Source organism: uncultured Campylobacter sp. (genome assembly GCF_905371695.1).
GTDB lineage: Bacteria > Campylobacterota > Campylobacteria > Campylobacterales > Campylobacteraceae > Campylobacter_A.
This window is the reverse complement of sequence record NZ_CAJPMA010000036.1, coordinates 1-15,852: the sequence shown is the minus strand read 5'-3', so window position 1 is coordinate 15,852 and position 15,852 is coordinate 1. Positions and strand designations below refer to the sequence as shown.

17 protein-coding genes are annotated in these 15,852 nt (G+C 48.7%); 12 read left to right on the top strand and 5 right to left on the bottom strand.

The genetic code is table 11. The features are described from left to right. The first annotated feature begins 73 nt into the window (after positions 1-73). On the top strand, positions 74-289 hold the full coding sequence (locus tag QZ147_RS04685) for a transcriptional regulator (protein WP_295147580.1): 216 nt from the start codon (positions 74-76) through the stop codon (positions 287-289). Between the two features lie 17 nt (positions 290-306). Here QZ147_RS04685 and rho read toward each other — a convergent pair whose 3' ends face one another. Further along, positions 307-1,653: a transcription termination factor Rho gene (gene rho / locus QZ147_RS04680; protein ID WP_295147577.1), complete on the bottom strand. Its 1,347-nt coding sequence runs from the start codon at positions 1,651-1,653 to the stop codon at positions 307-309. A gap of 123 nt (positions 1,654-1,776) precedes the next feature. On the opposite strand from rho, the gene QZ147_RS04675 reads away from it, so the two are divergent. The 5 genes from QZ147_RS04675 (at position 1,777) to ccoS (ending at position 6,710) form a co-directional block, all read left to right on the top strand. Continuing rightward, complete coding sequence (locus QZ147_RS04675; RefSeq protein ID WP_295147574.1) at positions 1,777-2,904, top strand: cation diffusion facilitator family transporter; 1,128 nt, start codon at positions 1,777-1,779, stop codon at positions 2,902-2,904. A gap of 57 nt (positions 2,905-2,961) precedes the next feature. Beyond that, positions 2,962-3,408: a DUF1566 domain-containing protein gene (locus QZ147_RS04670; RefSeq protein WP_295147572.1), complete on the top strand. Its 447-nt coding sequence runs from the start codon at positions 2,962-2,964 to the stop codon at positions 3,406-3,408. Then, positions 3,405-3,848, top strand: a complete 444-nt coding sequence (locus tag QZ147_RS04665; RefSeq protein WP_295147569.1) for a DUF1566 domain-containing protein — start codon at positions 3,405-3,407, stop codon at positions 3,846-3,848. Before QZ147_RS04670 ends, QZ147_RS04665 begins: the two co-directional genes overlap by 4 nt. Positions 3,849-3,954: 106 nt before the next feature. Beyond that, entirely contained in the window at positions 3,955-6,486 is a 2,532-nt protein-coding gene (locus QZ147_RS04660) for a heavy metal translocating P-type ATPase (protein ID WP_295147566.1), read from the top strand. Beyond that, the gene (gene ccoS, locus QZ147_RS04655; protein WP_295147563.1) at positions 6,483-6,710 is read left to right on the top strand and encodes a cbb3-type cytochrome oxidase assembly protein CcoS; all 228 of its coding nucleotides are present in this window, start codon (positions 6,483-6,485) and stop codon (positions 6,708-6,710) included. The genes QZ147_RS04660 and ccoS overlap by 4 nt, the downstream gene beginning before the upstream one ends. 402 nt (positions 6,711-7,112) lie before the next feature. Here ccoS and QZ147_RS04650 read toward each other — a convergent pair whose 3' ends face one another. The 4 genes from QZ147_RS04650 to QZ147_RS04635 all read right to left on the bottom strand — a co-directional run bounded on the left by QZ147_RS04650 (position 7,113) and on the right by QZ147_RS04635 (position 12,037). Next, the gene (locus QZ147_RS04650; protein ID WP_295147560.1) at positions 7,113-9,119 is read right to left on the bottom strand and encodes a DNA polymerase III subunit gamma/tau; all 2,007 of its coding nucleotides are present in this window, start codon (positions 9,117-9,119) and stop codon (positions 7,113-7,115) included. Between the two features lie 257 nt (positions 9,120-9,376). After that, positions 9,377-9,574, bottom strand: a complete 198-nt coding sequence (locus tag QZ147_RS04645) for a hypothetical protein (RefSeq protein ID WP_295147557.1) — start codon at positions 9,572-9,574, stop codon at positions 9,377-9,379. 166 nt (positions 9,575-9,740) lie between these two features. Then, positions 9,741-11,171 carry a type I glutamate--ammonia ligase gene (glnA, locus tag QZ147_RS04640; protein WP_295147554.1) on the bottom strand — a complete coding sequence of 477 codons (1,431 nt, stop codon included), beginning with the start codon at positions 11,169-11,171 and terminating at the stop codon, positions 9,741-9,743. An 86-nt stretch (positions 11,172-11,257) separates the two neighbouring features. After that, positions 11,258-12,037, bottom strand: coding sequence for a histidinol-phosphatase (locus QZ147_RS04635; RefSeq protein WP_295147551.1), 780 nt, complete (start codon positions 12,035-12,037; stop codon positions 11,258-11,260). 110 nt (positions 12,038-12,147) lie between these two features. Between QZ147_RS04635 and QZ147_RS04630 the strand changes: the two genes are divergently transcribed. From QZ147_RS04630 to QZ147_RS04605, 6 genes are all read left to right on the top strand, one after another. Next, positions 12,148-12,840, top strand: coding sequence for a chemotaxis protein (locus QZ147_RS04630; RefSeq protein ID WP_295147548.1), 693 nt, complete (start codon positions 12,148-12,150; stop codon positions 12,838-12,840). Next, a complete protein-coding gene (locus QZ147_RS04625) occupies positions 12,837-14,099 on the top strand; it encodes a peptidase U32 family protein (protein WP_295147545.1) in 1,263 nt (420 codons plus the stop codon). The genes QZ147_RS04630 and QZ147_RS04625 overlap by 4 nt, the downstream gene beginning before the upstream one ends. Then, positions 14,096-14,590, top strand: a complete 495-nt coding sequence (purE, locus tag QZ147_RS04620) for a 5-(carboxyamino)imidazole ribonucleotide mutase (RefSeq protein WP_295147542.1) — start codon at positions 14,096-14,098, stop codon at positions 14,588-14,590. The genes QZ147_RS04625 and purE overlap by 4 nt, the downstream gene beginning before the upstream one ends. Further along, positions 14,590-15,069: a DUF3972 domain-containing protein gene (locus tag QZ147_RS04615; RefSeq protein ID WP_295147540.1), complete on the top strand. Its 480-nt coding sequence runs from the start codon at positions 14,590-14,592 to the stop codon at positions 15,067-15,069. Before purE ends, QZ147_RS04615 begins: the two co-directional genes overlap by 1 nt. 2 nt (positions 15,070-15,071) lie before the next feature. Beyond that, positions 15,072-15,485, top strand: coding sequence for an effector binding domain-containing protein (locus QZ147_RS04610; RefSeq protein WP_295147537.1), 414 nt, complete (start codon positions 15,072-15,074; stop codon positions 15,483-15,485). A gap of 9 nt (positions 15,486-15,494) precedes the next feature. Beyond that, positions 15,495-15,852: glycine--tRNA ligase subunit alpha (locus tag QZ147_RS04605; RefSeq protein WP_295147536.1), on the top strand; the 358-nt coding region annotated here is incomplete at its 3' end.

Here is a 15,852-nt window from a genome sequence, read left to right as displayed (position 1 = left end):
ACATAAAATATTTCAATTGTTTTGTTATCAGAAAAAAATTTATAAAATTAAATTTTTTAGCGAGGAGTAGTAGGTGGGTAAGATAACGAAACGCGATATGGCTTATTATTTAGACGTCGACGTCGCGACGCTTTATAATTGGCGTAAAAATAAGCCGAATTTGTATCGTATCGTTATGCTTGGATTTAAGTTTGAAGATTTAATTAAACAAAGTAAGAAAAACTACGAAGAACTCTGCGAATTTGAAGAAAAAATAAAAGAAGATATAGAAAAAATATCCCAAAAATAAGCCGGTTTTTAGGCCGACTATTCGTTTAATATCGAAAGCAACTCTTTATTATCCTTGGTTTTTAGCATCTTGGCGTATAAAAACTTAAGCGCCTCTACGTCGTCCATCGTAGCTATCGCCGAGCGGATAGCCCAGATCTTTTGCAGTTCGTCAGGTTTTTGCAGTAGTTCTTCTTTTCTGGTACCCGATTTTAGTACGTTGATGGCCGGGTAAATTCGGCGGTCGGAGATGTTGCGATCTAGTACGATCTCGCTGTTGCCCGTACCTTTAAATTCCTCGAAAATAACCTCGTCCATACGCGAGCCCGTGTCGATGAGCGCAGTGGCGATGATGGTGAGGCTGCCGCCGTGTTCGATGTTTCGCGCCGCGCCGAAAAAGCGCTTGGGTTTATGCAGAGCGTTTGCGTCCACGCCGCCGGTTAGTACCTTGCCGCTTGGCGGAGTTACGGTGTTGTACGCGCGCGCTAGGCGGGTGATGCTATCAAGCAGGATGATGACGTCCTTGCCCATTTCTACGAGGCGCTTGGCCTTTTCGATGACGAGTTCGGCGACGCGCACGTGGTTCATCGCGGGCAGGTCAAACGTCGAGCTAAATACCTCGCCCTTTACGCAACGCTGCATGTCGGTGACCTCTTCTGGACGCTCGTCCACGAGTAAGACCATGAGATGCGACTCGGGGTGGTTGCGCGCGATGCCGTGGGCTAGCTCTTTCATAAGCTCGGTTTTACCGCTTCTAGGGGGAGCGACGATTAGGCCGCGCTGACCCTTGCCAAGAGGCGTAAAGAGATCTAGCACGCGGCCCGTTAGCTTCATCGGATCGTATTCTAGGCGGAGTTTTTCCGTCGGGAAAAGCGGAGTTAGGTTGTCAAATAGCGGGCGCTCTTTGGCTTCGATTAGCGGCATATAGTTTAGCGCTTCGATTTTTAGCAGAGCGTAGTACTTTTCCTGATCTTTGGGTTCGCGTACTTGACCCGTCACGATGTCGCCCACGCGCAGGGCAAATTTGCGAATTTGAGAGTTTGAGACGTAGGCGTCGTTTGAGCTGTCGCTGAGGTTTGCGTCTACCGAGCGCAAAAAGCCGTAGCCGTCTGGCATAATCTCTAAAATGCCCGTAAAAAGTATAAATCCGCCTTGTTTTGTTTGGGCTTTTAGTATCTCAAATATCAAATCCTGCCTGCGAAATTCGCGCGGATTCTCGACGCCGACGCTGTTTGCTATCTGCACTAGCTCATCTAAGCTTAGCATTCTTAGTTCTTCGATTTTGTGGCCGTCGACGGGGATATGAGTGCGCGAGTTTGTATATTTTTTGGTCGTTTTTTGATTTTCCTGCGCCGAATTTGCAGGCTGGGTTGCGTTATTTTCCATCGTGTCCTCTTTAAAATTACGGAATAATTTTGTAGATAAATTTAAGTTTCAAAAGAAGTTTTGAAAGCCCGCATTTTATAAAATTTTGGCTTTGATGTCAAGACGCGGTATAATACGCCAAAAATGAAAAGTAATTTCAAAATGATGGATTTTAAAGACGGCAAACGCGAAAAAACGATCATAAAAACCGCGCTTATCGGCATAGTTACGAATTTTTTCTTGGCCGGGGCGAAAATTTTCATCGCCGTGGTCTCAAACTCGGTCGCGCTGATATCAGACGCTGTAAATAACCTCAGCGATGCAGGCTCAAGTATCATCACGATATTTGGCTCAAAACTAGCCAGCAAGATGCCCGACGAAGATCACCCCTACGGCTACGGCAGGACCGAGTATATCGGCGGTCTCATCGTTTCGGTCATCGTACTGATGTTAGGCTTTCAGTTTTTAAAAACTTCGGTCGAAAATATTTTTGCACCTGAGCCTACTACTTTTACGATGCCGTTTTTGACGTTTTTGTTCTGCGCGATATTCGTCAAATTTGCGCTCGGCTTTTACTACAAAAAGATCGGCCAACAGACCAAATCTATCTCGCTTAGAGCCGTCGGGCAGGAAGCTTTGGGCGATGCGATCATATCGTGCGTGATCCTTGCTTCGGCTGCATTATCGTACTTCGCCGATATCCAGATAGACGGCTACGCGGGCGCTTTGGCTTCGCTTTTTATTATCGTAAACGGCGTGCTTTTGATAAAAGAAACCTTCGATAAAATCATCGGTCAGCGCGTCGAAAAAGAGATCAGCGACGAAATTTACGCCGCCGTAAATCGCTGCGAGATTGTGCGCGGCGCATACGACCTGATCCTGCACAACTACGGCGCGCAGCGATACGTCGGCTCGGTAAACGTCGAGATAGACGAGCATTTGCCCCTTAGCGAGGTTTCGCAGAGGTTAAACGAGCTTCAGATTAAGATTTATAAAATTTACAGGATTTATCTGGTTTTCGGCGTTTATAGCGTAAATTCGGGGCAGGACGAGAGTCGCGCCTGCGTGGCGAATTTACTCTCGCGCTTTAGCAGCGTGCGCGGATTTCACGCGTTTTTTATAGATAGCAAGAAAAAGAGCGTGAGGTTTGACGTAGTGGTCGATTTTGCCGAGAAAAATCTAAGCCGGCTACGCGCCGAGATAGAACGCGAGATATCGCTAAGCTTTCCAGGGTATAAAATTTTCATCATGATAGATAGGGAGTTTGCGTGAAATTTGGTGGCTAGATAGGGTATAATTGCGCCAAATTCACGGGGTAAAAGGAAAAATATGGGTCAATTCGCGGCCGTTTGGGCGGCTTTCTTGCTAAGCGCGGGCGCTGCGTTTAGCGGCGATATAACGGGCGGTTTTAGCAGAGACGACGCCAAAAACGTCGTCACGGATAGCGTCTATAAACTGATGTGGCAAGACGGCGAGGAGATGTATCAAGGTACTTGCGACGAGGCGGTAAAATACTGCGAAAATTTGACCTTCGCGGGCTTTGAGGACTGGCGGCTACCGAGCATAAACGAGCTAATTAGCATAACCGATAAAACTAAATTTGACCCCGCTATCAATTCCGCTTTAAAAAACGTAAGATCCGATTTGTATTGGAGCGCCACAAAGGACGCCGTCAGCGCCTCAAATGCGTGGGTCGTATTTTTTAGAAACGGCGTAAGTATTAGGCAAGATGCGTCATTTAGATATTTTGCGCGATGCGTCAGGAAGTATAAATGAAAAATTGCGCGGTTGTTTTTATATTTTGCGGGTTACTGGGCGCGGACGCATTGGATACGGTTTGCGTTAGAGACGACGCTCTAAACGTAGTCGTATGCGGCGAAGCGAAGTTAGGCAAGCTAATGTGGCAAGACGGCGAGCGAATTTTTATCGGCGACTGGGCGCAGGCCAAAGAGTATTGCGAGCGGCTAAAATTCGCCGGCTTTGAGGACTGGCGGCTGCCGAACATAGATGAGTTAATTAGTATAACCGATAAGAGCAAATTTGACCCCGCTATCAATCCCACTTTTAAAAACGTAAGATCCGATTTGTATTGGAGCGCTACAAAGGACGCCGTCAGCGCGTCAAACGCGTGGGTCGCGGTTTTTAAAAACGGAGAGGACGGCTGGGTCGAAGCGCATGATAAAAATTTCGCGCGGTGCGTCAGGAGCGAAAAATGATAAAAAAATACGCGACCATTTTTTTTATATTTCGCGGGCGGCTAAACGCGCGGGACTACCTTAGAGACGGCGCGCGAGCCGCGATAAGATGGTAAAAGAAGCCAAAATGTCTCAAATTAAGTGCGCGCATTGTAGGTTAAAATTCGACGAAAGCGCGATGATTGCGGGCGAGGGCGGGCATAAATTTTGCTGCCGCGGCTGTAAAAGCGTCTATGAAATTTTGCGCGCGGACGGGCTTGGAGAGTTTTACGAAAGGCTCGGCTCGCGCGAGCTATCCCCGGTAAAAGCGCAAAATTTTAGCGACCGAAGCATCCGAAATATCTACGAAAACTACGTCAAAAAAGAGGACGGATTTTGTAAAATCAGGCTCGCGCTTGAAAACGTCCATTGCGCCGCATGCGCGTGGCTCATAGAAAAGGCGCTTTTTAGCGTGCGCGGCGTAACGCAGATAAGCGTAAACGTTAGCTCGGCGCAGGCTCTGGTAGTCTGGCGGGAGACGGCCGCCACAAAAAGCTCAAACGACGGCGAGGCTACGAATTTAAGCCTGAATTTCAGCAAAAATCAAAGCGAAATTTCAGGCGAAAGCAAGGATGAAATCTTAAACGAAGGCTCTAACGAAAACGCTGCCGAGATTTCCGTTTTGGCGCAAATTTTAGAGCGCGTAAACTCCGTGGGCTACGTTTGCTCGCCTTACGAGCCTAGCCGCGAGCAGGAGCGCGCCGACGCGAAAAGACGGGATTTTTACGCGAGGCTTTTAGTCGGGTTGTTTTGCTCGATGAATATCATGTGGATGGCGGTCGCGCAGTGGGCGGGGTATTTTAGCGGCATGAGTCAAAGCGTCAAAGACATATTAAATTTCGCGCAGTTTTTGCTGGCTACGCCCGCGCTTTTTTACACTGGCGCGCCATTTTTCGCTGGGGCTAGGGCGGCGGTTAGGGCGCGCGGGGCGAATATGGACTTGCTCGTGGTTTTCGGCGCCTGCGCGTCGTATTTTTACTCGGTCTACGCCATGTTTTCGCGCTCGGGGGAGACTTATTTCGACGGCGCGGCGATGATAATAACCGTCGTATTTTTGGGTAAATTTTTAGAAACTAGCGCCGCAAAAAAAGTCGCCCAGAAGGTCGGAGGCATGGATCTTTGCGCGAGGGAGTCGGTCGAAGTCGTGCGCGAAGGCAAAAGCGCGAGAGCGCAGGCTCTTGACGTAAAAATAGGTGATTTAATCGCGCTAAACGCGGGCGAGCGGGCGATCATCGACGGACGCGCGACGCAAGGACGGGCTAGCTTTGATTATTCAAGCGTCACGGGCGAGAGCGCGCCGGTGCTTTTGGGTGAGGGCGATTCGGTTAGAAGCGGCGCGATATGTTTGGATGGACGCGTGATTTACGAGGCTAGCGCGACGTTTGAGGATTCGTTTTTAAGCAAAATTTCGCGGCTTTTGCGCGACGCGAGCTTGCAAAAGCCTAAAATCGAGCTTTTAGCCGATAAAATTTCGGCTAAATTCGCGCTTTTCGTGCTTGCCGCGTCCGTTTGTTCGTTTTGCGTTTGGTCGGCGTTCGCGTCTTTTTCGCAAGCGTTATCCGTAGCCGTAGCGGTCGCTATCATCGCTTGCCCTTGCGCCTTGGGGCTCGCTACTCCCGTAGCCGCGCTTGCGGCCCTTGGCGCGGGAGCGAAGCGCGGCGTAATATTTAAGCGGTCTAAAATTATCGAAACGCTGGCAGGCTGCGATACGGCTGTATTTGATAAAACGGGCACGCTAACGAAGAGGGATTTAGAAGTTAAAAGTTTTGAAAATTTAGGCGCGTCGCAAAATTTAATCTACTCGCTCGCGCTTGCCTCAAAGCATCCCGTAAGCGCGGGCGTAGCTAAATTTTTAGAAAATAAAAATTGCGAAAATTTCGAGCTAGAAGAGGTTAAAGAGATCGCCGCAAAGGGCGTCAGCGCGAGTTTTGAAGGCTCGGCGCTACTTGCCGGGAGCGCTAAATTTATGCGCGAAAACGGCGTAAGCGGGCTTGAAAATTTTTCGCGCGCAAACGAGGGGCTAAGCGAATATTTCGTAGCGATCAACGGCAAGGCCGCGGCAAGGGCTTTGCTTTGCGGCGAGATAAAAGAGGGCGCAAAAGAGTGCGTAGATTTTTTAAAGCGCGCCGGATTTAGCGTTTTGATACTCTCGGGCGATAAAAAAGAGGCAGTTCAAGCGGCCGCGAGCACTCTTGGCGTCGATGAATTTTACTACGAGCAGCTACCCGAGGACAAGGCCGATTTCGTGCGAAATTTGCAAAAAAAAGGTAGGCGCGTTTTGATGGTCGGAGACGGCATAAACGACTCTTTGGCGCTTAGCTACGCGGACGCCGCCGTCTGCATGGGAGCGGGCGCCGATATAAGCCTAGCAAAGAGCGATACAGCGCTGCTTTCAAGCGATACTCGCTCGCTAATTAGCGCCGTCGTCCTAGCCCGCCGCACCGTGTGCGCGATAAGGCAAAATTTATTCTTTGCGCTCGGATACAACGCGCTTGCGATACCGCTCGCCGCGCTCGGCTACATCATTCCGTTAATCGCCGCCGCGTCCATGTCGTTTAGCTCCGTTGCGGTCGTACTAAATTCCTTGCGCATCGGCGCGGTTTTTAAGGATAAAAAATGAGCGATTTCGTGCTGGCGGCGGTGATCGGCGCGTCGGTATTTCTAGGCGCGTTGGGACTTCTCGGCGCGCTTTGGGGCGTAAAAAGCGGGCAGTTTGACGACGAGAGAAAGTTTTTCGACGGTGCGCTTTACGACGACGAGGACGCGCTAAACGAGGCGGCGGATTTACGGCGCCGCGAAAAAGAGGCGAGAGAACGCGGCGAAAACGACCTAGAAAAGCCATAAAATGCGTATTGAACCTACCTCGCCGAAAGTGCGCGGGATAAATGCGGATTATTCGTCCTAGCGTCGCGAATTTACGCGTATTTATTCGCCGCCGCGAGCAAGGTAGCGTTTTAGGGTATCGCGTGCGCGGCTTTCTTTAACGAGCGCGGCGCTAGGCAAGTATCGTCGGCAGTTTCGCTCTGGTAGTTTATCTATGTGGGGCGGCGGTAAATTCGCCGGTCGCGCTTAAAATTTCGGATTTTACGCAGCAGCTATTCAAATTTTTACTAGCGCAAAGTCGTATTTCGGTTTTTGACTGAGCTTTAACGCGGATAATCTCGACCGCGCAGATCCGAATATGCGCGAGCGAGAATAAACATAGCGGTTTCGTCGGCGTTTTGCTAAAAATTTTAAAGAATTTCGCTAATTCTTTAAAATCTGCGGTTCGCCGAAAAGTCTGCTAGCTTCGCGCAGGACGCCTTCTTCGCGCATTTTATCTTGATCTTGCGACGATCTTAATTCGTTAAAATCAAACTCGCCTTTTTGTTTAGTTTCGCTAAAATTTTGTGTTTTGTCGTCTGGTACGGCGCCGTTCGTATTTTCGCCCGCGCCGCTTTGGTTATAAACGGGCTCGTTTTGCGCCGCGCCGCTTAAATTTTCGCTAAGCGCCGTTTGTGCGGAGCTTTCCTCTATGTAAAAGGGCTTTTTCTCGTTTAAAATTTGCGGATTTTGCATCCTAGCCAGCTCGTCGTCCAGAAAAGATAAATCGTCTGAAATTTTACTATCCGTTTCTAAATCCGCGCCTAAATTTTCGGATTGCGAGCTTTCTACGACCTTTTGCAGCTTCGCCGCTTGCGAAATTTCGGTCGGGACGTCGGCGGGTTTTGCGGGCTCGTAATCTTGTCGCGCGTTTTTTACGTCCGCTTCGCTATTTTGCGGGCTATGCGCTAAAATTTGCTCGCTAGGTTTGGGTAAAATTTGGATTTTGGCGCCCTCTCCGAAGGCGGCGCGAAGTATTTGCATGACGATTTTGGAATTTGCGCGAAGTTTTGCCTGATCACCTCCTTGCGCGCTTGAAAGCAGACTCATCGTAACTCCGTCGAAACCGGAAAATTCGATGCAGCGTTTAAAACATTCGCCAAGCTCGTAGTCTCTGTCGTAAATTTTGCCTAAAAATATCTCGTAAGCGCCTAAATTCTGCGGCGCGGGCGGCGTAGGTCGCTGAGGACGCGCGCCCGAAACGGACGGCGACGAAGCGGGTCTTGCGTCCGAAATTTCTCGCGGATCCGGCCTTAAAACGGACGACGCGTGGGTGCTAGATACCGCGCGCGCGGACCGGGCGCCCTGCTCGGTAAAATCTTGCGCGGCCGCTAAATTTTCGCGTTTAGCCTCGTCTATGGCTTCGCCTATCGTCTTTAAATTTAGCGCTTCGATCATCATGAAAAACATTAAAGTAAGCGCGAATCCGTTATCGCCGCTAATGCTTAAAAGCGATTTGCTTTGAGCTAAAATTCTGAAAAACCGCTCGTAAATCAGCAGCGAAAATTTCGGATCTCCGCCTAGAAATTTATCTTTTAAATTTGCGACGAGTTCGTCGATTATCATCTCGGGCTCGTAGATTTCAAGCTCGCTAATTAGCTCTTTTAGCCGCGAGATATCGGCGCGAGAGATTACTTCTAAAATTTCTTCTACGCGCGCGGGATCTAGTAGACCTAGCATCGACGCGACCGCGTTTTGCGAGACGTCGCCCGCGCCGTAGATTATGGCTTGATCAAGTAGCGTGAGCGTATCCCGTAGACTGCCCGAGCCGCTTCTAGCAAGGATTTCCAGCGCCTCTTTTTCGTAGGCGATGCCTTCGTTTTTTAGGATATTTTCGAGGTGTTTTACGATATTTAGGCGGCTAATTTGCTTAAAGCGAAAGTGTTGCGTGCGCGAAAGTACGGTGGCCGGTAGTTTGAGCGGGTCGGTCGTGGCTAGGATAAATTTTACGTACGCGGGCGGCTCTTCTAGCGTTTTAAGAAGCGCGTTAAACGCCTCTTTGGTGAGCATATGCACTTCGTCGATGATGAAAATTTTAAAGCGCGCAGCGGCGGGAGCGTACTTTGTCTGCTCGATTAGCTCGCGGATATCGTCGATCTTGCGGTGGCTGGCGGCGTCCATTTCGATGATGTCCATGTGTCTACCTTCGTTGGCGGCCTTGCAGTGCGCGCAAACCTCGCACGGATGCGCCGTCGGGCCTTGCTCGCACACTAGGGCCTTTGAAAATATGCGCGCGCTAGACGTTTTGCCGCTGCCGCGAAGCCCCGAAAATAGGTACGCGTGACCGATGCGTCCGCCTTCTAACGCGCGGATTAGGCTTTGACTGACGGATTCTTGTCCGATAAGTTCGCCGAAATTTCGCGGACGATATTTTAACGCTAATGCTTGCAAAATGGCTTCCTTGACGTAAAATTTTAGGGGATTGTAGCTAAAAATCTCTTGCTTTTTAATAAAGCTTTTCACATGCTAAAATTTGCGCCGACCTTGAAAAATGCGCGAATTTTGCTATAATCGCGAAAAAATTTTGAGGAGGCACGATGAGAAATCTTGTAGTTTTCGTATTTTTAGCGCTTGCCGCCGCGGCGATAAGCGGGTGCGAGAAAAACGACTATCAACACCCGATGTACCGCTCGACTAGATAGTCTAGTTTATAGCCCTAGCGAGCTTAATGAAAAGCCCTTGATCGTCTTTACGATACTGTTGCCTTTTGAGGCTTGGTAGAGAAAATATATCAAGCCGCCGAGAACGATTAAGGTTAGCTTATTTTGTAGGTCTTGATCGCTAAAAAATACGCGAATTAATCCTAAAATAAATACGGCGGCTACCGTGATTATTACGTAATCCATTTTTAATCCTTTAAACCTTTTAAATTTCTGCGCGTCGCGTCGATGCCGGTAAAATTTACTTCGGCGAGCGGCGAAAATTTCGCCTAACTTCAACTTCTGAGTGGAGCAAATTTGACTGCCCGCACGGCCGACAGAAATTTACCAGAAGTGCGAGAAACGCGCTAAATTAGCAAGAGTAACAAGTCTTAAACTCGTATGCCGTAGGTCTTGCCTCGTACGGCCACACTTGGGTTTCAAATTTATAATGCTGATAATCGTCAATAAAAGTCTCGGTCATTATCGGACGGAGATATTCGTTGTCGCGGATTAACGCTTCTAGGCTGCCCCTTAACGTATGCGGTAGCTGCTCGATGCCGCGCTCGCGAATTTCGTCTAGGTGCAGTTTAAACAAATTTTCATCCATCGGGCCCACCGGCTCCATTTTGTGCTTCACGCCGTCAAGCCCGGCCATCAGCATCGCAGCAAACGCTAAATACGGGTTTGCCGTACTGTCCGGGAATCTCATCTCGGCTCGCACGGATTTTTCTCCCGAGCCGTATGGGATACGGATCGACGCCGAGCGATTTTGACTAGAATACGTTAGGATAGACGGCGCTTCAAAGCCCGGAATTAGGCGCTTGTAGCTGTTTGTGCTCGGGTTTGTAAACGCCGCGACGCTTCTTGCGTGGTTTAAGATTCCGCCGATGTACCAGCGCGCGAAATCGCTTAAATTCGCGTAATTTCCCTCGCCGTAGAATAAATTTTTACCGTCCTTCCACACCGACTGATGCACGTGCATGCCGCTGCCGTTGTCGCCGTAGAGCGGCTTTGGCATAAAGGTCGCGGTTTTGCCGTTTAGATGTGCGACCATTTTGACGACGTATTTGTAAATTTGCACGTTATCGGCGGCCTCTACGAGAGTGCCGAATTTCACGCCGATCTCGCCTTGACCCTGCGCGACTTCGTGGTGCCCGACGAAGACTTCAAGGCCTACTTGCTCTAAAACCTGCATCATTTCAGCGCGCAGATCGACCATGCTATCGGTGGGCTGCGTCATCAGATAGCCGCCTTTTCTGCGCGGTCTGTGGCCCGTGTTGTAGCCGTCGGTAAAGTCCTTGGCGTCGTTCCACTCGCCCTCTTCTGTATCTACTTCGTACATCGCGCAGTTTGGGCTATCTACGATTTTTACGTTATCAAATATAAAAAATTCGTTCTCCGGCCCAAAATACGCCGCGTCGCCCACGCCGCTTTCTTTTACGTAGGCCATCGCTTTTTTGGCTATCGAGCGCGGGCATTTTTCATAAATTTGCCCCTTGTAAATGTCGTAAATATCGCAAAAAACGACTGCGGTAACGTCGGCGGTAAAAGGGTCTAAAAAGGCGCTAGTAGCTTCCGGACGCATTATCATGTCGCTTTTATCTATCGGTTGCCAGCCGCCCAGCGAGCTAGCATCCATCGGCACTCCGTGCTCGAAATGCGCCTTTTCGACGGCTTTTACGTTATACGTGATGCTGTGCCAAGCGCCGTTCATATCGGTAAATCTAAAATCTACGAATTTAACCTCGTGCTCTTTGCAAAAATCAAAAAAATGATCAACGCTTTTTACGAATTTTCCCATTTTTATTCCTTAATTTTGATTTGATTTCGGTATTGTATCACAACACCTTGTTTTTAAGATAAAATTTATATAAAATTTCACGCTATTTAAAATTTTACGAAGAATCTATCGCGATTTTCGAAACAAACGCATTTGTTAAACCCGATTTCGCGCGCTAAATTCTCGCAAATTCCGCCGTCCGAGCCTACTTGATCCGGCGCGTGCGCGTCCGAACCGAAGCTAATAGCTACGTCAAATTCCGCCGCAAGCTCTAAAATTTGCCTGCTAGGATATTGTTCGCGGACGGGTTTTCTAAGCCCCGCGGAGTTTATCTCGACGGCTAAATTCGCTCGTTTAATCTCTTTAATCGCGGGTAGGGCTAAAATTTTAATATCCGCGCGAGGCATAAATTTAAAAATTTTCATCAGATCCATATGTCCGATAACGTCGAATTTTCCGCACTTTGCCGATGCGGCTACGCAAGCGAAATAATCTCTCCAAATTTGATCTATATCGCGGTTTTTATACTCGCCGATAAATTCGGGATTATCAAAACCCCAGCCGCCTATAAAATGTACCGAACCGATGAAGTAATCGACTTTGCGCGCCAAAACCCGCTCGTCCATAAAACCCTCTAAAAAATCGACCTCGTAGCCGAGCACTATTTTGATTTTATCCGCGTATTTTTCGCGCGCTGCGAGCACGGCTGCTTCGTAAGCGTCCATTTGCGAAAATTTCATACGATACTTTTCGTCGTAATTCATCGGCGCATGATCGGAAAATCCGAAAACCTGCGTTCCCGCGGCGATCGCGGCGTCTATGTATTGACTGATTTCGCCCGTAGCGTGGTTACAAAGCGCGGTGTGATTATGTAGATCTATTTTCATTTTTCGCCCTTAAAATTTCGGGGGCATTTTAACCTAAAAGCAATTAAAATTTAATCAAATTTAAAGTTAGTTTTTAGGATAATCAAGTATTTTTTACATAGGGAGAGATTATGACGCAAGAAGAACTCGACGCCTTGATGGCAGGCGATCTTGACGACGTAGCAAGCGACGCCGCCCCGAAATCAAACGAGCAAAAACCGCAAGAAAAAACGAACGAAAAAGTAGTAGATCCTGAAAACTACCGCGTAAGCGCCGAAGGAGCGTGGCCTCCGCCTCCTCCGACGGACGATCACAAGATGGTTCATCAGTTGGACGACGTAACGCGCGATAGCGAGAAAAAAGCTACCGAAATGCTCGATAAATTAGAAACGATAAATAACTTTTTTATGGACGCCGAGGGCGCTTGCAACGGCATAAAGAAAGGCATCGACGCGAATATCGAGATATTTAATACGCTGGTTGAAAAATTTCCTCACGTAGCGGCGTTTAGCGAGGCCGCGCAGCGAAATAGCGCCCTAAAAAGCGAGCTTGACGAGATCGTCGGCAACTTACAAGCGGGACAAGACGAGATTATGATGGCGATGGATATGATGCAATATCAAGACATTCACCGCCAAAAGATCGAGCGCGTAATTAACGTCATGCGCGCGCTTAGCAAATATATGAATACGCTATTTGAGGGCAAGATCGACGACGATAAGCGCGTGGCATCGGCGGTGCATATCGCGGGCGATACGACTACGGAAAATCTCGTCAGCAACGACGATATCGAGGCTCTAATCGAAAGCTTAGGCAAAAAGTGAAAAAGCTCGAGCTTTTATCTCCCGCGGGAAATTTAACCAAGCTAAAAATAGCCTTAGAGTACGGAGCAGACGCGGTTTACGCATCGGTAGCGAGCTTTTCGCTTCGCACTCGTTCGGCGCGCGAATTCAACCTTGAAACCTTTAAAGAAGCCATCGAATACACGCACGCAAAGGGCAAGAAATTTTACGCTACGGTAAATGCGTTTCCTTTTAATTCGCAAATCGAGCCGCTAAAACGCCACTTGCAAACGATTTCTGCGATGAAGCCAGATGCCTTTATCATCGCGACTCCGGGCGTCATGAGTCTGGCAAAAGAGATAGCCCCGGACATCGAGATCCACCTCTCGACGCAAGCAAACGTCATGAATGCGCTTGACGCCAAAATCTATCACGAAATGGGCGCAAAACGCATCGTCGTAGCGCGCGAAATGAGCCTAAAAGACGTCGTGAAGATAAAAGAGCAAATTCCGACGCTAGATATCGAAATTTTCGTACACGGCTCGATGTGCTTTGCTTACTCTGGACGCTGTTTGGTTAGCGCGGTTCAAAGCGGCCGCCAGTCAAACCGCGGCAGCTGCGCGAATGACTGCAGGTTTAAATACGAACTCTACGCCAAAAACCCTGAGAGCGGGACGCTGTTTCGCCTGGAAGAGGACGAAGAAGGCGGCACGCACGTGATGAACTCGAAGGATTTAAATTTATCCGCGCACATCAAAGACATCATCGAAAGCGGTGCGGTCGATAGCCTAAAAATCGAAGGCCGCACGAAAAGCGAATACTACGCCGCCTGCGCGACTAGAGCCTACCGCATGGCCGTCGATGACGCAGTAGCCGGCAAATTTGACGCGCAAATTTACGCCGGCGAGCTAAATACGCTAAAAAATCGCGGCTTTACCGACGGCTACCTGGTAAATCGCCCGTTTGAAAAGGCTGATACGCAAAATCACGCCAGCAGCCTAGAAGAAGGCACTCATCAGGTAAACGCTATGAGCGAGGACGGCGAGTTTTTTAAATGCAAATATAAAATTTTCCCTGGCAACGAGTACGAGATCGTGGCGCCGCTGGGCGCTCAGATAGATGAGTACGAGAGCGAAATATCTCAAATTTTCGCTCGCGACGGCAAGAAATTTATCAAATTTAAAAAGCTCGTAACTAAAAAAGGCAAAGAAATAGCAGAAATCCACAGCGGCAACGAAAACGAAGTAAATTTGGGCGCGAAGTTGCCTAAATTTAGCTTTTTAAGAGAGGAAATAAAATGAAATTTGTTTCAATTATAATGGGAAGCAAGAGCGACTACGACGTGGTTAGCGAGGCGGCAAAGGTGCTTGAAAAATTTAACGTCCCTTACGAACTAATCATAAGCTCGGCGCACAGAAGCCCGAAGCGAACGAGCGAATACGTTGCCGCAGCCGAGGAAAAGGGCGCGCAGGTATTTATCGCGGCAGCCGGCATGGCGGCGCACCTAGCGGGCGCTATCGCGGCAAACACCACTCGTCCCGTGATCGGCATACCGATGGCAGGCTCCGCGCTTAGCGGCGTGGATGCTCTATACTCCACCGTTCAGATGCCTGGCGGCATGCCTGTTGGCACCGTGGCGATCGGTAAGGCTGGCGCGGTAAACGCAGCCTATCTGGCGCTACAAATTTTAGCCCTAAACGACCAAAGTCTAGACGAGACTCTAAAAGCCGACCGAGCTGCCAAAGCGCGCGGCGTCGAGGAAGATTCAAAATCGGTCGAGGTTATACTTTAATGCAGACTTTTCTAAAAATCGACGAATTTTGCCAGCTGGTACACCTGCCGCGCGAAGCCGTAGAGAGTATGATCGAGCGGGGCGCGCTAAAAATCAGGATAGACGGCGACGAGACCTATATAGAGGCGTCGCAAGGCACGATGAGCGTGGTGCCTACGGCTAGCAGCGAAGCGGTCGCGACTAGCGGCGCAGGACTAGTCGGCGAAAATTTCGTCGAGAAGACGATCGGAACGATTTTAACCTTACACGAAAAGGTGCTTGACGCCAAAGACGAAACGCTAGAAGCCTTGCGTAACGAAAATAAATTTTTAAAAGAGGCTCTTTACTCGATGCAAGAGCTTTACGACGAGGATAGAAAAACGGTAGAGACGCTTACGACTCAGCTAAAAAAATCGCAAGAGGAAGTCGAGTTTTTAAAACGAAAATACAAACTTATGTGGAACAAAGCGGTTGAAAATTTCAAAGGTGACAAGGAGTAGTCGTGGAAATTTTAGCGGTAGAGGGTTTTAAAATTTACGGGCTAAAAACTCGCGCGAAAAATGCCGACGAGATAAACGGCGACGGTAAAATCCCGGCCTTGTGGGCTAAATTTACAAAAGAATTTTATGATGGCAAAAGCGAAATTTACGGCGTTTATTGTAGTTATGAAAACGGCGTAAACGGGTTTTACGATTTATTTATCGGAACCAAATCGCTTTGCCATGGCGGCGAAATTTTAGAGATAAAAAGCGGCAAATACGCCGTTTTTAGCTTTCCGAACGAGTCGCAAAACGTAGCGAAATTTTGGGGAGAAATTTGGAAATATTTTGAAAGCTCTGAGCTAAAAAGGGCCTACGAAACGGACTTTGAAACATATTTAAACGAAAAAATAGAAATTTACATATCAATAAAATAAAGGTAAAAAATGACGTTTTCAGAGATTATTTTGACGTTACAAAACTACTGGCGCGAGCAGGGTTGCGTGATACTGCAGCCCTACGATATGCCTGCGGGCGCGGGCACCTATCATCAGGCGACTTTTTTAAGGAGCCTCGGGCCAAAGCCGTGGGCGACGGCGTACGTAGCACCTTCTCGCCGCCCGACCGACGGTAGATACGGCGAAAACCCAAACCGCTTAGGCGCTTATTATCAGTTTCAGGTGCTCATTAAACCAAGCCCGGAAAATATACAGGAGCTTTATCTAAAAAGCCTTGAAAAGCTCGGTTTAAATTTAAAAAATCACGACATCCGCTTCGTCGAGGATAACTGGGAGAGTCCTACGC

What these genes read in the sequence shown, in the direction of transcription:
- QZ147_RS04660 (WP_295147566.1), top strand. Translation starts at nt 3,955, where the DNA reads ATGTCTCAAATTAAGTGCGCGCATTGTAGGTTAAAATTCGACGAAAGC.
- QZ147_RS04665 (WP_295147569.1), top strand. Translation starts at nt 3,405, where the DNA reads ATGAAAAATTGCGCGGTTGTTTTTATATTTTGCGGGTTACTGGGCGCG.
- QZ147_RS04635 (WP_295147551.1), bottom strand. Translation starts at nt 12,037, where the DNA reads ATGAAAATAGATCTACATAATCACACCGCGCTTTGTAACCACGCTACG.
- QZ147_RS04675 (WP_295147574.1), top strand. Translation starts at nt 1,777, where the DNA reads ATGAAAAGTAATTTCAAAATGATGGATTTTAAAGACGGCAAACGCGAA.
- ccoS (WP_295147563.1), top strand. Translation starts at nt 6,483, where the DNA reads ATGAGCGATTTCGTGCTGGCGGCGGTGATCGGCGCGTCGGTATTTCTA.
- QZ147_RS04630 (WP_295147548.1), top strand. Translation starts at nt 12,148, where the DNA reads ATGACGCAAGAAGAACTCGACGCCTTGATGGCAGGCGATCTTGACGAC.
- purE (WP_295147542.1), top strand. Translation starts at nt 14,096, where the DNA reads ATGAAATTTGTTTCAATTATAATGGGAAGCAAGAGCGACTACGACGTG.
- rho (WP_295147577.1), bottom strand. Translation starts at nt 1,653, where the DNA reads ATGGAAAATAACGCAACCCAGCCTGCAAATTCGGCGCAGGAAAATCAA.
- QZ147_RS04645 (WP_295147557.1), bottom strand. Translation starts at nt 9,574, where the DNA reads ATGGATTACGTAATAATCACGGTAGCCGCCGTATTTATTTTAGGATTA.
- QZ147_RS04670 (WP_295147572.1), top strand. Translation starts at nt 2,962, where the DNA reads ATGGGTCAATTCGCGGCCGTTTGGGCGGCTTTCTTGCTAAGCGCGGGC.
- QZ147_RS04615 (WP_295147540.1), top strand. Translation starts at nt 14,590, where the DNA reads ATGCAGACTTTTCTAAAAATCGACGAATTTTGCCAGCTGGTACACCTG.
- glnA (WP_295147554.1), bottom strand. Translation starts at nt 11,171, where the DNA reads ATGGGAAAATTCGTAAAAAGCGTTGATCATTTTTTTGATTTTTGCAAA.